We start from the raw sequence: 13,733 nt of genomic DNA, 5'->3' as shown, positions 1-13,733 counted from the left end.
CGCGCGCCGCGCGAACCTCGTCGTGCCCGCGCGCACGACCTGGGTGATGCTGGTGATGCGGTGCCCCGGGTCTTCCGGGGTGCCGCGAACGCCCGGGAAAGCCTCCGGAAACGGCCGGGACGCGCAGGATGACCGACCCGGTACGTCCCGGTATGCGCCCTTGTGCCGCGCGGCACGAAGGTCTTGGGTGGGACGAGTGTGCCGTCCGGGCCGACCGCGCCCCGGTCGGCGGCATGGTGGAATCTCAGGAGGATCCCGACATGTCCGATACACCGACTGTCCCGGCGGGCGGCCGTCCTCGGCCGCGCACCGCCCTGACCGAAGCGGAGGTCGAGGCCATGGTCCGCGGCATCTGCTTCAAGACCGGCCCACCGCGCCGCATCGGCGTGGAGGTGGAATGGCTCGTCCACGAGCTGCGCGAACCGCGGCTCCCCGTGACACCCGAACGACTCGACGCGGCCTACGCCGCACTGCGCAGCGTTCCCCTGCGGTCCGCGCTCACCGTGGAACCCGGCGGCCAGCTGGAGCTGAGCTCGCCGCCCGCCGACTCCCTGATGGACTGCGTCGGCAGCGTCTCCGCCGACCTCGACGCCGTCCGCGCGGTGCTGCGGGAGGACGGACTGACCCTGGTCGGCCTCGGCCACGACCCCTGGCAGTCGCCCCGGCGCTTCCTGCGCCAGCCGCGCTACGACGCCATGGAGGCCTGCCTCGACCGCACCGGCCCGGCCGGCCGCGCCATGATGTGCACCTCGGCCTCCGTCCAGGTCTGCCTGGACGCCGGCCACGAGGAGCCCGGCCCGCTCGGTCATGTGCGGCGCTGGTGGCTGGCCCACCAGCTGGGCGCCGTACTGGTGGCGGCGTTCGCCAACTCACCGCTGGCCGTGCGCCGGCCCACGGGCTGGGCGTCCACCCGGCAGCTGCGCTGGACGCAGATCGGTCCGGCCCGGGCGGGCGGCCCCCCGCTGGACGCCGACCCGCGCGGCGCCTGGGCCCGGCACGTGCTGGACACACCGGTGATGTGCGTCCGGCGCGACGGCGGGCCCTGGGACGTCCCCGAGGGCCTGACCTTCCGCGACTGGATCCGGTCGGGGGTGCCTCGGCCACCGGGGCGCGAGGATCTCGACTACCACCTGACCACGCTGTTCCCGCCGGTCCGGCCACGGGGCCATCTGGAGCTTCGGATGATCGACGCGCAGCCCGGGGACGACGGGTGGATCGTGCCGCTCGCCGTGACCGCGGCCCTGTTCGACGATCCGGAGGCCGCCGAGACCGCCTACCGCGCGGTGAAGCCGCTGGCCGAGCGCACGCTCGGGCTGCCCGCGCCGCACAACCCGCTGTGGCGGGACGCGGCCCGGCTCGGACCGGCCGACCCCGAGCTGCGCGACACGGCCGTGACGTGCTTCGAGACCGCCCTCGCGGCGCTGCCCCGGATCGGCTCCACCGCCGAGGTGACCGCGGCCGTCGCGGCGTACCTGGAGCGCTACGTGGCCCGGGGCCGCTGCCCCGCCGACGATCTGCTGGACCGGCCGGACGGCACGAGCCCGCCCAGCTCCCGGCCTCGCTCGAGCCCGGGGACCCCCGGCCCGCACGGGAAGGACTTCCGTTCATGACCGAGCCCGCTTACGACGCCGACGCCCTGCGCGAGCGGGCACTGACCACGCTCGTCACCGCCCGCGACCGCACGACCCTGCTGACCAGCTGCGTGGAGGACCCCGACCTGACCGCGCAGCACTCGCCGCTGATGTCGCCGCTGGTGTGGGACCTGGCGCACATCGGCAACCAGGAGGAGCAGTGGCTGCTGCGGGCGGTCGCCGGGCAGGAGGCGATACGCCCCGAGATCGACAGCCTCTACGACGCCTTCGAGCATCCGCGCGCCGACCGCCCCAAGCTGCCGCTGCTGCCGCCCGAGGAGGCCCGCCGCTATGCGGCCGACGTGCGCGGCCGGGCGCTGGACGTCCTGGAGGGCGCCGCGTTCCACGGCAGCCGGCTGACCGAGGCGGGCTTCGCCTTCGGAATGATCGCCCAGCACGAGCAGCAGCACGACGAGACCATGCTGATCACCCACCAGCTCCGCAGGGGCCCGCAGGCCCTGACCGCGCCGGACCCGGAGCCGGTGGGGCTGTTCACCAGCCCCGCCGAGGTCCTGGTCCCCGGCGGCCCGTTCACCATGGGCACCTCCACCGAGCCGTGGGCGCTGGACAACGAACGCCCCGCGCACCGGCGGGAGGTGGCGCCGTTCTTCATCGACACCACCCCGGTGACCAACGGCGCCTACCAGGCGTTCATCGAGGACGGCGGCTACCGCGACCCGCGCTGGTGGGCGCCGGAGGGCTTCGACCACGTCCGGCGGCACTCCCTGACCGCCCCGCTGTTCTGGCGGCGGGAGGGCGGGCAGTGGCTGCGGCGCCGGTTCGGCGTCACCGAGGTCGTGCCATCGGACGAGCCGGTGGTGCACGTGTCCTGGTACGAGGCCGACGCCTACGCCCGCTGGGCCGGGCGGCGGCTGCCCACCGAGGCGGAGTGGGAGAAGGCCGCCCGCCACGACCCGGCGGGCGACCGCTCGATGCGCTACCCGTGGGGCGACGCCGATCCGCGGCCCGAGCACGCCAACCTCGGCCAGCGCCACCTGCGCCCGGCCCCGGTCGGCAGCTATCCGGCCGGCCGGTCACCGCTCGGGGTGCGGCAGCTGATCGGTGACGTGTGGGAGTGGACGGCGAGCGACTTCCTGCCCTACCCCGGCTTCCGCGCCTTCCCCTACCGGGAGTACTCGGAGGTGTTCTTCGGGCCCGAGTACAAGGTGCTGCGCGGCGGTTCGTTCGCGGTGGACGCGGTGGCCTGCCGGGGGACGTTCCGCAACTGGGACTACCCGATCCGGCGGCAGATCTTCTCCGGCTTCCGGACCGCCCGGTCCGCGGAGGGCGCCTGATGTGCCGTCACCTCGCCTACGTGGGGCCCGAGGAGCCGCTCGGCCGGCTGCTGGTGGTGCCCCCGCACGGCCTGTACCGCCAGTCCTGGGCGCCCCGGCGGCAGCGGTACGGCACCGTCAACGCCGACGGCTTCGGCATCGGCTGGTACGCCGCCGGTGACGCCGTGCCCGCCCGCTACCGCAGGGCCGGCCCCGTCTGGGCCGACCAGTCCTTCACGGACCTGGCCCGCGTCGTGCGCACCGGTGCGCTCCTGGCCGCCGTACGCGACGCCACCCTGGCCGGCGCGGACGCGGAGGCCGCCGCCGCCCCGTTCACCGCGGGCACCTGGCTGTTCAGTCACAACGGTGCGGTGGCGGAGTGGCCCGGCTCCCTGTCGGGGCTGGTCCGGACCCTGCCGCCGGAGGACCTGCTGACGCTGGAGGCGCGCAGCGACTCGGCGTTCGTGTGGGCGCTGGTGCTGAACCGGCTGCGGGCCGGCGACACCGAGGGCGAGGCGCTGGCGGCCACGGTGGCGGAGGTCGCCGCGGCGGCCCCCGCCTCCCGGCTCAACCTGCTGCTCACCAACGGCGGCACGATCGCCGCCACCGCCTGGGGCGACACGCTCTGGCACCTGACCCGGCCGGAGGGCGGCACCGTCGTCGCCTCCGAGCCGTACGACGACGATCCGCGCTGGCGGGAGGTTCCCGACCGCACGCTGCTGGTGGCGAGCCGCACGGACGTGCTGCTCACACCGCTGAAGGACCCCGCCTCCGACGAGCCGACCGACCCCACAGCCGCCGAGGAGCCCCACCCGTGAGCCCGTTCCGTCTCACCCGCACGCTGCCCGAGGACGCCACGGACGCCGCCCTGCGCGCGGACGTCCTGGCGGGCCTGACGGGCACGCCCAAGACGCTGCCGCCGAAGTGGTTCTACGACGCCCGGGGCAGCGAGCTGTTCGAGGAGATCACCGCGCTGCCCGAGTACTACCCGACCCGGGCCGAGCGGGAGATTCTGCTCGCCCGCGCCGGTGACATCGCCGCGGCGACCGGCGCCCGCACCCTGGTCGAGCTGGGCTCCGGTTCCTCGGACAAGACCCGGCACCTGCTCGACGCGCTGACGGAGCTGCGCGGCTATGTGCCGGTCGACGTCAGCGAGAGCGCCCTCACCCAGGCCGGGCGGGCCCTGGTCGCCGAGCGGCCCGGCCTGGACGTGCACGCGCTCATCGCGGACTTCACCACCGGGCTCACCCTGCCGGACACCCCCGGCCCCCGGCTGGTGGCGTTCCTCGGCGGCACGATCGGCAATCTGCTCCCGGCCGAACGCACCGCCTTCCTGGCCTCCGTCCGCGGTGTGCTCGATCCCGGCGACGCGCTGCTGCTCGGTACCGACCTGGTGAAGGACGAAGGGGTGCTGGTGCGGGCGTACGACGACGCGGCCGGGGTGACCGCGGCGTTCAACAAGAACGTCCTGTCCGTGATCAACCGGGAACTGGACGCCGACTTCGATCCCTCGGCGTTCGACCACGTGGCGCTGTGGGACGCCGAACGGGAGTGGATCGAGATGCGGCTGCGCTCGCGGACCGACCAGACGGTGAAGGTGCAGGCGCTCGACCTGGCCGTGGACTTCGCGGCCGGCGAGGAGCTGCGCACCGAGGTGTCGGCGAAGTTCCGGCAGGACCGGGTGCGCGCCGAACTGGCCGCGGCGGGGCTGGAGGCGACCCACTGGTGGACCGACGCCCAGGGCCGCTTCGCGCTGTCCCTGAGCACCGCGCGCTGAAATTCCGCTGCAACTCCCCGTCCGCGGCCCGGCGTTCCGGGCCGCTGCCGGGCGGTCCGGGCCGGCCCGCTGCCGCGCGACCCCCGGCCGCGGTCAGGCGTTCCCGGCCGCTGCCGGGCGGTCCGGGCCGGGTCGCTGCCGGGCGGTCCCGGCCGCGATGAGGCGTTCCGGGCCCGGCAGGGGGGCGTGGTTCCGCGACGTCATTCCGCGTCGGGGTCGAGGCGTGCGGTGATGCGCTCGGAGGCCTGCCGGGCCGCGGCCTCCGGATCGGCCCCGGTGAGCACCCTGGTCATGTACTCCTTGATCGGGTTGTCCGTCTCGACCCTGCCCCACAGGGGCGTGCCGGGCGTGGCCCGGCCCTGGGCGGCTCCGGCCGCCATCGCCGCGACGCCCTCCTCGCCGGCCACCGCACCGGCGAGCGACGTCTTGTTGGGCACGTAGTTCATGGTGCGGGCCAGGTCGGTGTTCCACTTCTCGCCGGTGAGCGCCTCGACCACGGCGATCGCGCCCTCCCGCTCGTCGGTGTTCCTCGGGACGACCAGGTCGGAGCCGCCGGTGAAGACGGCGCCGGGGCGGTCCGCGTCCTTGCCGGGCACGGGGAAAAAGCCGATCTTGCCCTTCAGTTCGGGGTTCTGCCGGACGATGGCCTGGGCGAGGCCGGGCACGGCCACGATCTGCGCGACCTTGCCCCGGGCGAAGACCCCGGCCTGCGGCGGGTGCTCCTCGTCGGCGTCGGCCGGCCCGTCGCCGAGCGCCTGGAGCTCGCGGTAGAACTCCATGCCGCGCAGGGCGGCCGGGGTGTGCAGCGCTCCCTCCCAGACGGCACCGCGCTGCACCGCGAGGTCGCCGCCCTCGTCCCAGACGAAGCCGGCGAGGGTGTACCAGTCCTGCCCGGCCAGGTAGATGCCCTGGTTGTCGCCGGTGTCGAGCCGTTCGGTGATCTCCAGCCACTCCTGACGGGTGCGCGGCGGCTCGGTGATCCCGGCCTGTTCGAACAGGTCCGTGCGGTGGATGACGACCCGGTTGGCGGCGTACCAGGGGATGCCGTACTGCTGGGACAGGTACTCCCCCGGCTGGGCGAGGCCGGGCAGCCAGTCCTCCATGCCCCAGTCCCGCATGGACTCCAGGGTCAGGTCGAGCAGTCTGCCGCCCTCGGCGTAGTGCGCGACCTGGGTGTTGCCGACCTCGATGACGTCCGGCCCGTCGGTGCCGTCGGCCTTCAGCGCGGCCTGCACCTTCTCGCCGATGCCGGTCCACTGCTGGATGCGGATGTCGAGGTCGAGGCCGGGGTGTTCGCGTTCGAACTCCTCGGTGAACCGGCGCTGGAAGTCCTCGGAGGCGCTGTCCTTCATCAGCCAGAGGGTGACGGTGCGCCGCTCGGACCCGTCCTGCGACACCAGGCCGCAGCCGCTGAGCACGGTGGCGGACACACAGACGAGGGCGAGCAGGCGGCGACGTCTCACGAGGGGTCCTGTTCTGTCTGACGCACAGGGGGTGCGGCCGGAAGGGCCCGGCGCGCGGGCAGGGAGACCCGACGTGGGGGGACGAGCGCGTGGCTCGTACGGGTGTGCTGGATTTTGGTATGGACCAATGCGGAGGTCAAGGGGCACCGCGGACGGAGTCCGCCCCGGCGGTGACGTCTCGCGCTCCGGGGCGGCTTGGGGCACGGTGGAGTGACACGCGCCACACGCGATGCCGTCGTCACCGCGGAGAGGAGAACCCGCATGTCGAACCACACCTACCGGGTCACGGAGATCGTCGGCACCTCGCCCGACGGCGTGGACCAGGCCATCCGCAACGGCGTCTCCCGCGCCTCGCAGACACTGCGCAACCTGGACTGGTTCGAGGTGACCCAGGTGCGCGGGCAGATCGAGGAGGGCCGGATCGCCCACTGGCAGGTCGGCCTGAAGGTCGGGTTCCGCCTGGAGGAGGCGGAGTGAGACCCGCCCGCCCTGAGCCGCGGGCGGTCAGGTGCGCCCTTCGCGCTCCTGCGCGACCTTCAGCGCGGCGGACTGCGCCACCCAGCGCGCCCGTACGACGGTGAACCCCGCCCGCTCGGCGTCCTCGCAGACCAGCTCGTCGTCGTCCACCAGGACGCGGACGTCCCGGGTGCGGGCCAGCCGGTTGAGGATCTCCAGCTTGGTGCGCCGGGCGGGCCTGCGGTCGGCGTCGCGCCGCATGTACACGCGCCCCTCCGGCAGCCCCTGCGCGGCCAGCCACTGAAGGGTGTCGCGCCGGCAGCGCTCGGGCCGCCCGGTCAGGTAGACGACCTCGCAGTCCCGGGCGCTCTCCCGGACCAGCGCGATGCCCTCGGGCAGCGGCGGGTCCTGCGGCGCGGCGGCGAAGAAGCCGTCCCAGTCGCGGGGGCGGCGCTCCAGGAACCGCTGCCGGTGCGCGGTGTCGGCGAGGGTGTTGTCCAGGTCGAACACGGCCAGCGGTCGCTTGCTGCTCTCGGTCACGCCCCCACCATAGAGGGCCCGCCGCAGCCCGGTCCTGCCGTCACCGGGCCCCTGTTGTTAATGGGATTCATTTTCAGATACTGTCTCGGCGGTCAGCGAGCCGAGAACACGAGAAGGAATCCCATGGCCGTCCCCAAGCGCAAGATGTCCCGCAGCAACACCCGGCACCGCCGGGCCCAGTGGAAGGCGGCGGTGCCCGCGCTCGTGCCGGTCACCGTCGACGGCGTCCGGCACCTCGTGCCCCAGCACCTGGTGAAGGCGTACGAACGCGGGCTGCTGCGCCCCGGCGACTGACCGCGGGCCGCGGCGGGAATGACGCGGGCGGCGAGGCGTTGAACCCCGTGTGACCTCCTTGACCGCCCGGACCCGCTTCTCCGTCCTCGACCGCTCCCGCACCCGCGAGGGGCACCCGCCCGCCGAGGCGCTGCGTGACACGGTGGCGCTGGCCCGGGAGGCGGAACGGCTGGGCTACCACCGGTTCTGGGTGTCGGAGCACCACGGTGTGCCGGGCGTGGCCGGTTCGGCGCCGACCGTGCTGGCCGCCGCCGTGGCCGGCGCGACACGGACCATCCGGGTCGGCACCGGCGGGGTGATGCTGCCCAACCACCGGCCGCTCGTCGTCGCCGAGCAGTTCGGGGTGCTGGAGTCGCTGTTCCCGGGTCGGATCGACATGGGGCTGGGCCGCTCGGTGGGCTTCACCGACGGCGTACGCAGGGCCCTGGGCCGGGACAAGGACGCCGCCGACCGCTTCGAGGAGCAACTGGCGGAGCTGCTCGGCTGGTTCGCCGGCACCTCCCCCACGGGCGTCCGCGCCCGCCCGGCCGAAGGGCTGGCCGTGCCGCCGTTCGTGCTGGCCATGGGCGAGGGCGCGGCCGTCGCCGCCCGGGCGGGGCTGCCGATGGTCATCGGCGACCTGCGCGACCGGGACCGGATGCGCCGCGGCATCGACCGCTACCGCGAGGGCTTTCGCCCCTCGCCGTGGGCGAGCGAACCGTACGTGGTCGTCTCCGGCACCGTCGCCGTGGCCGCCACCCCCGAGGCGGCCCGGCGGCTGCTGGTCCCGGAGGCCTGGTCGATGGCGCACTCGCGCACCCACGGCTCCTTCCCGCCGCTGCCGCCCGCGGAGGCGGTCCCCGGCCGCGCCATGACGGACAAGGAACGCGGCTTCTACGAGGCCGGTCTCGCCGGCCACATCGCCGGCACGCCGGAGCAGGTCGCCGACGCACTGGAGACGCTGCTGAAGGAGACGGAGGCGCAGGAGGTCCTGGTGACCACGAGCACCTACGACCGCGGGGCCCTGCTGGACTCCTACCGGCGGCTCGCGCGGATCTTCGGCACCCCGCAGGCGTAGAATCGCGGGGTTTGCCCCCACTCCCCGGAGCCCGCGATGCACCACCCCCACGACCCCTTCGTCCGTGTCCGCGGCGCCCGTGAGCACAACCTGCGCGACGTCGACGTCGACATCCCGCGGGACGTGGTGGCCGTCTTCACCGGCGTGTCGGGCTCGGGCAAGTCGTCGCTGGCGTTCGGCACCGTCTACGCCGAGGCACAGCGGCGGTACTTCGAGTCGGTGGCACCGTACGCGCGCCGCCTGATCCACCAGGTGGGCGCGCCGAAGGTCGGTGAGATCACCGGGCTGCCGCCGGCCGTGTCGCTCCAGCAGCGCCGTGCCGCGCCGACCTCCCGCTCGTCCGTCGGCACGGTCACCAACCTGTCGAACTCGCTGCGCATGCTGTTCTCCCGGGCCGGCACGTACCCACCGGGCGCCGAGCGGCTCGACTCCGACGCCTTCTCGCCGAACACGGCGGCGGGGGCGTGCCCCGAGTGCCACGGGCTCGGCCGGGTGCACCGCACCACGGAGGAACTGCTGGTCCCGGACCCGGCGCTGTCGATCCGCGAGGGCGCGATCGCGGCGTGGCCGGGGGCCTGGCAGGGCAAGAACCTGCGCGACGTGCTCGACGCCCTCGGCCACGACGTGGACCGGCCCTGGCGGGAGCTGCCCGCCGAGCAGCGCGAATGGATCCTGTTCACCGACGAGCAGCCGGTGGTCACCGTCCACCCGGTGCGGGAGGCGGGGCGGATCCAGCGGCCGTACCAGGGCACGTACATGAGCGCCCGGCGGTATGTGATGAAGACGTTCTCCGACTCCCGGAGCGCGACGCTGCGCGCCAAGGCGGAACGCTTCCTCACCAGCGCGCCCTGCCCGGCCTGCGGAGGCAGCCGGCTGCGGCCGGAGGCGCTCGCGGTGACGGTCGCCGGGCGGACGATCGCCGAGCTGACCGCCCTGCCGCTCGCCGACCTGCCCGCGCTGCTGCCGGCGGACGACGAGACGGCCCGGGTGCTCACCGCCGACCTCACCTCCCGTGTCGCGCCCGTCGTCGAGCTGGGCCTCGGCTACCTGAGCCTGGACCGTGCGACGCCGACGCTGTCGGCGGGCGAGCTTCAGCGGCTGCGGCTGGCGACGCAGCTGCGCTCGGGGCTGTTCGGGGTGGTGTACGTCCTGGACGAGCCGTCGGCCGGGCTGCATCCGGCGGACACGGAGGCGCTGCTGACGGTGCTGGAGCGGCTGAAGTCGGCGGGCAACTCGGTGTTCGTGGTCGAGCACCACCTGGACGTGGTGCGGGGCGCCGACTGGATCGTGGACGTCGGCCCGCGGGCGGGCGAGCACGGCGGACGGGTGCTGCACAGCGGGCCGCCGGCGGAGCTGGCCGCGGTGGAGGACTTGCTGACCGCGCGCCACCTGTTCGACCGCTCCCCCGCCCCCGCGCGCGAGCCGCGGACGCCGCACGGCACGCTGACGGTCGGCCCGGTCACCCGGCACAATCTGCGCGCGGTGACCGCCGAGTTCCCGCTCGGCGTGCTCACCGCCGTCACCGGTGTCTCGGGCTCCGGCAAGTCCACGCTGATCGGTGAGATCGGCGAGGAACTGCCGGGCGTGGGGCGGCTGGTCTTCGTCGACCAGAAGCCCATCGGGCGGACGCCGCGCTCCAACCTGGCGACGTACACCGGGCTGTTCGACGTCGTGCGCAAGGTGTTCGCCGCCACCGGCGGGGCCCGCGACCTCGGATACGGCGTGGGCCGCTTCTCCTTCAACGTCGCCGGCGGGCGGTGCGAGACCTGCCAGGGCGAGGGCTTCGTCAGCGTGGAGCTGCTGTTCCTGCCCAGCACCTACGCGCCGTGCCCCGACTGCGGCGGGGCACGGTACAACGCGGAGACCCTGCGGGTGACGTACCGGGGCCGGAACATCGCGGAGGTGCTGGACCTGACGGTGGAGGGCGCCGCGGAGTTCTTCGCGGACACCCCGGCGGCGGCGCGCAGCCTGGGCGCCCTGCTCGACGTCGGCCTCGGCTATCTGCGGCTCGGGCAGCCGGCGACGGAGCTGTCCGGCGGGGAGGCACAACGCATCAAGCTGGCGAGCGAGTTGCAGCGGGGCCGCCGCGGCCGCACCCTGTACCTGCTCGACGAGCCGACGACCGGTCTGCACCCGGCCGACGTGGCGGTCCTGATGCGGCAGCTGCACGGCCTGGTGGACGCGGGGCACACGGTGGTCGTGGTCGAGCACGACATGTCCGTGGTCGCCGGCGCGGACTGGGTGATCGACCTCGGGCCGGGCGGCGGCGACGCGGGCGGCCGGGTCGTCGCGGCGGGAACCCCGGCCGCGGTCGCCCGCGCGTCCGACAGCGCGACGGCGCCCTGTCTGGCGCGGGCCCTGCGGAGTGCGGCCGGGGCCTGACCGGTCGCCGGGGCGGTTCGGGGGGGCACCGGGGCCTCGCACGTGCCCCGTGCACGCCCGTGTGCCCGGGCGTGCGTCGACGGCCCGGGCACGGTCAGGGGTGGCGCGCCCGCCCGGTGGCGGGCGCCGTCGGCCGCGGGGCCGGCCGGGTCACTCCGGGCCCGGACGCCCCTGGCCAGGACGCCTCGGCATGTCCTCCTCGGTGCCTTCCGCCTCGATGCGCTCCTTGCGCACCTGGCCGCGGACCGTCTCGTCCTCGGTGTGCTCCTCGGTGGTCATCCGCACGCGCTCCACCGGCACCGCCTCGGTCTCCACGACCGGGCGCTCCTCGTGCAGCGTGACCTCGTGCTCCGCCTCGCTGATCTCCGGCCCGGACATCGCGTCGCCGCGGTTGGCCTCGGTGATCGGCTCGTGCTCGACGCGCACCTCCTCGTGGCGCACCGGCACGGTCTGCTCGACCTCCTCGGTGACCACGTACTTGCGCAGCCGGGCCCGGCCCGACTCACGCCGCTCGACGCCGACGTGCATCTGTTCCTCGGAACGGGTCATGGCGTCGTCGCCGCGCATGCCCGTCCGGTCCTCGGCACGCCGCTGCCCGGCTCCGCCCGTCGCCCGGCCGGCCATACCGGCCGTTCCGGCGGCTCCCGCGGCTCCGGCCGCTCCGGCCGCCGTGGGGCCGGTGCCCGTCGCCTGACCGGTACCCGCCGCCTGGCCGGTGCCGGCCGGGCCGCTGTCGCCGGGCCGCTCGGCCTCGGACAGGACGCTGTCCCAGTTGATGCCGTAGTAGTCGTACAGACGGTGCTCCTCGCTCACCGAGAGGTGCCCGCCCGAGTCGACGTCGACGTGCGGCGCGCCCTTGACCTGGTCCTTGCCGTAGGGGACCTCGAGGTGGTCCTGCACCAGGTGCGCGTCGTGGATGGGTACGAAGGACTCGCTGGAGCCGAACCAGCCGGTCTTGACACTGACCCATTCCGGCTGCCCCGTCACGTCGTCGAAGAAGACGTGCTTGGCCTCGCCGATCTTGTTGCCGTCACCGTCGTAGACGGGGTGGTCCAGGACCGTCCTGATCTCTTCGCGGGTGATCATCTGGCATCACCCTCCTTCCGGAGTGCCTCCTTTCCGGTTCTCCGCATCAAACGCCCGAAAACGGAACATCAGTCACAAACGGCACATACTTTCCGAAGGGTGCTTCCCTGGAGTTACCGTCTTCCGGGCTCCCGTCCGCCCGCTGGGCGGCCCGCGCAAGGGACCGGCGGTCGGGATGGGCACCGGGCGGGATCACGGAGCACACCCGCACCTCCGCCACCAGGCCGCGGGCGGAGGCCACCCGCCAGAGCGACGCTAGCAGCGTGTCGTCCCCGACGAACGCCGGCGTGGTGCTCGGCGACCGCCCCTTAGCCAGGTAGCGGATGCGCACCGGCTGCACGGGCGCTCCGGCGTCCAGGGCGGCCTGGAAGACGGCCCGCCGGAAGGTGCCGCCCCCGCGCCCGCACCAGGTGCTGCCCTCCGGGAAGACCGCGACCGCGGACCCCTCCCGCAGCGCCCGCGCGATCCGGGCCACCGTGCCGGGCAGGGCGCGCAACCGGTCCCGCTCGATGAACAGGGCGCCGCCTCGTGCCGCGAGCGGCCCGGCGACCGGCCACCGCCGGATCTCGGTCTTGGCCAGCATCCTGGCCGGACGCACCGCGGCGAGCAGCGGGACGTCCAGCCAGGAGACGTGGTTGGCGACGAGGAGCAGCCCGCCGGCCGGCGGGGCGGCGCCGGTGATCCGGACCCGGACCCCGGCGGCCCGCACCACCGACCGGCACCACCACCGCACCAGCGGGGCCGGGACCCCGCCCCGTGCGCGGGCGGACCCTCGGCCGAGCGGTGACAGGGCGACGCCGGCGAGGAGCAGCGCGGTCACCGCCGCCAGCCGCAGCACGGCCCGGGGCACGGCCCGCAGCCCGCCCGGCCGGGTCTGCACGCAACGGCCGGGCGTGCAGGGTGCCGTGGGCAGCCAGCCGCTCATCAGGCCGGGGCGAGGGAGAGGAAGTGCCGCAGGTAGCGCGGGTCGACCCGGCGCATCGACAGCAGCACGTACAGGTCGGCCACCCCGAAGTCGGGGTCGTGCGCGGGCTCCCCGCAGACCCAGGCGCCGAGGCGGAGGTACCCGCGCAGCAGGGCGGGCAGCTCGGCGCCGGCGGCGGGCCGCTCGCTGCGGCCCGGGACCCACGGCAGCAGCGGGCGGACCCGGTACTGGGGCGGGGCGAGGTGCTTGTCCCGCACCCGGTCCCAGGTGGCGGCGGCCAGGGCGCCGCCGTCGGCGAGCGGCACGGAGCAGCAGCCCGCCAGCCACTCGTGGCCGCGGTCGGTCATGTAGCGGGCGATGCCGGCCCAGACGAGCCCGATGACGGCGCCGTTGCGGTGGGCGGGGTGCACGCAGGAGCGGCCGACCTCGACCAGCGCGGGCCGCAGGGCGTCCAGTCCGGTGAGGTCGAACTCGCCCTCCGCGTAGAGGCGTCCGGCGACCGCCGCCCGTTCCGGCGGGAGCAGCCGGTAGGTGCCGACCACCTCCCCGGTGGTCTCCTCGCGCACCAGCAGGTGGTCGCAGTACGCGTCGAAGGGATCGACGTCGAGTCCGGGCTGCGGGCCGGACAGCAGGGCGCCCATCTCGCCGGCGAACACGTCGTGCCGCAGGCGCTGCGCGGCGCGGACCTCGTCCTCGTCACGGGCGAGGGAGACGGTGTAGCGCGCGGATGTGGCGGGCCGTGGGGGACGGTCGACGGTCAGTACGCCGCTCATGGCTGCTCTCCTGGTCGGTGGCCGGGTCCGCACCAGTTCTTCCGACGCGCGCTGTCCGGAACATGACCAGGGACG

At 74.7% G+C, this 13,733-nt stretch carries 13 protein-coding genes; 8 read left to right on the top strand and 5 right to left on the bottom strand.

Annotation, left to right across the window (positions count from 1 at the left end; genetic code table 11):
* Positions 1–260: 260 nt before the first annotated feature.
* Genes egtA through egtD form a run of 4 tightly spaced genes read left to right on the top strand, consistent with a single transcriptional unit; the run spans position 261 to position 4,682 of the window.
* Positions 261–1,610, top strand: coding sequence for an ergothioneine biosynthesis glutamate--cysteine ligase EgtA (egtA, locus tag ACZ45Q_RS14510; protein ID WP_468259949.1), 1,350 nt, complete (start codon positions 261–263; stop codon positions 1,608–1,610).
* On the top strand, positions 1,607–2,926 hold the full coding sequence (egtB, locus tag ACZ45Q_RS14505) for an ergothioneine biosynthesis protein EgtB (RefSeq protein ID WP_468259946.1): 1,320 nt from the start codon (positions 1,607–1,609) through the stop codon (positions 2,924–2,926). Before egtA ends, egtB begins: the two co-directional genes overlap by 4 nt.
* The gene (egtC, locus tag ACZ45Q_RS14500; protein WP_468259944.1) at positions 2,926–3,723 is read left to right on the top strand and encodes an ergothioneine biosynthesis protein EgtC; all 798 of its coding nucleotides are present in this window, start codon (positions 2,926–2,928) and stop codon (positions 3,721–3,723) included. The genes egtB and egtC overlap by 1 nt, the downstream gene beginning before the upstream one ends.
* Positions 3,720–4,682, top strand: coding sequence for an L-histidine N(alpha)-methyltransferase (gene egtD, locus ACZ45Q_RS14495; protein ID WP_468259941.1), 963 nt, complete (start codon positions 3,720–3,722; stop codon positions 4,680–4,682). The genes egtC and egtD overlap by 4 nt, the downstream gene beginning before the upstream one ends.
* A gap of 200 nt (positions 4,683–4,882) precedes the next feature.
* Here the strand turns inward: egtD and ACZ45Q_RS14490 are convergent, their stop codons facing one another.
* On the bottom strand, positions 4,883–6,145 hold the full coding sequence (locus ACZ45Q_RS14490) for an extracellular solute-binding protein (RefSeq protein WP_468259938.1): 1,263 nt from the start codon (positions 6,143–6,145) through the stop codon (positions 4,883–4,885).
* A 261-nt stretch (positions 6,146–6,406) separates the two neighbouring features.
* Between ACZ45Q_RS14490 and ACZ45Q_RS14485 the strand changes: the two genes are divergently transcribed.
* Complete coding sequence (locus tag ACZ45Q_RS14485; protein WP_468259936.1) at positions 6,407–6,622, top strand: dodecin; 216 nt, start codon at positions 6,407–6,409, stop codon at positions 6,620–6,622.
* 27 nt (positions 6,623–6,649) lie between these two features.
* Here ACZ45Q_RS14485 and ACZ45Q_RS14480 read toward each other — a convergent pair whose 3' ends face one another.
* A complete protein-coding gene (locus ACZ45Q_RS14480; protein WP_468259933.1) occupies positions 6,650–7,141 on the bottom strand; it encodes a phosphatase domain-containing protein in 492 nt (163 codons plus the stop codon).
* 123 nt (positions 7,142–7,264) lie between these two features.
* On the opposite strand from ACZ45Q_RS14480, the gene rpmF reads away from it, so the two are divergent.
* The 3 genes from rpmF to ACZ45Q_RS14465 are packed head-to-tail and all read left to right on the top strand — an operon-like array spanning position 7,265 to position 10,874.
* On the top strand, positions 7,265–7,435 hold the full coding sequence (gene rpmF / locus ACZ45Q_RS14475) for a 50S ribosomal protein L32 (protein ID WP_468259930.1): 171 nt from the start codon (positions 7,265–7,267) through the stop codon (positions 7,433–7,435).
* A gap of 49 nt (positions 7,436–7,484) precedes the next feature.
* Positions 7,485–8,492: an LLM class flavin-dependent oxidoreductase gene (locus ACZ45Q_RS14470; RefSeq protein WP_468259927.1), complete on the top strand. Its 1,008-nt coding sequence runs from the start codon at positions 7,485–7,487 to the stop codon at positions 8,490–8,492.
* Positions 8,493–8,528: 36 nt separating this feature from the next.
* A complete protein-coding gene (locus ACZ45Q_RS14465; protein WP_468259924.1) occupies positions 8,529–10,874 on the top strand; it encodes an excinuclease ABC subunit UvrA in 2,346 nt (781 codons plus the stop codon).
* Between the two features lie 150 nt (positions 10,875–11,024).
* On the opposite strand, the gene ACZ45Q_RS14460 is transcribed toward ACZ45Q_RS14465, so the two are convergent.
* Genes ACZ45Q_RS14460 through ACZ45Q_RS14450 form a run of 3 tightly spaced genes read right to left on the bottom strand, consistent with a single transcriptional unit; the run spans position 11,025 to position 13,658 of the window.
* Entirely contained in the window at positions 11,025–11,960 is a 936-nt protein-coding gene (locus ACZ45Q_RS14460) for a DUF2382 domain-containing protein (protein ID WP_468259922.1), read from the bottom strand.
* A gap of 46 nt (positions 11,961–12,006) precedes the next feature.
* On the bottom strand, positions 12,007–12,885 hold the full coding sequence (locus ACZ45Q_RS14455) for a lysophospholipid acyltransferase family protein (protein ID WP_468259919.1): 879 nt from the start codon (positions 12,883–12,885) through the stop codon (positions 12,007–12,009).
* Positions 12,885–13,658 (bottom strand): GNAT family N-acetyltransferase, encoded by a 774-nt coding sequence (locus ACZ45Q_RS14450; protein ID WP_468259916.1) that lies wholly within the window; start codon positions 13,656–13,658, stop codon positions 12,885–12,887. The genes ACZ45Q_RS14455 and ACZ45Q_RS14450 overlap by 1 nt, the downstream gene beginning before the upstream one ends.
* Positions 13,659–13,733: the final 75 nt, after the last annotated feature.

The sequence above is a fragment of the Streptomyces sp. NPDC031049 genome (assembly GCF_055571015.1).
The sequence above is the reverse complement of the archived record's forward strand: the minus strand, read 5'-3'. Positions and strand labels throughout refer to the sequence as shown.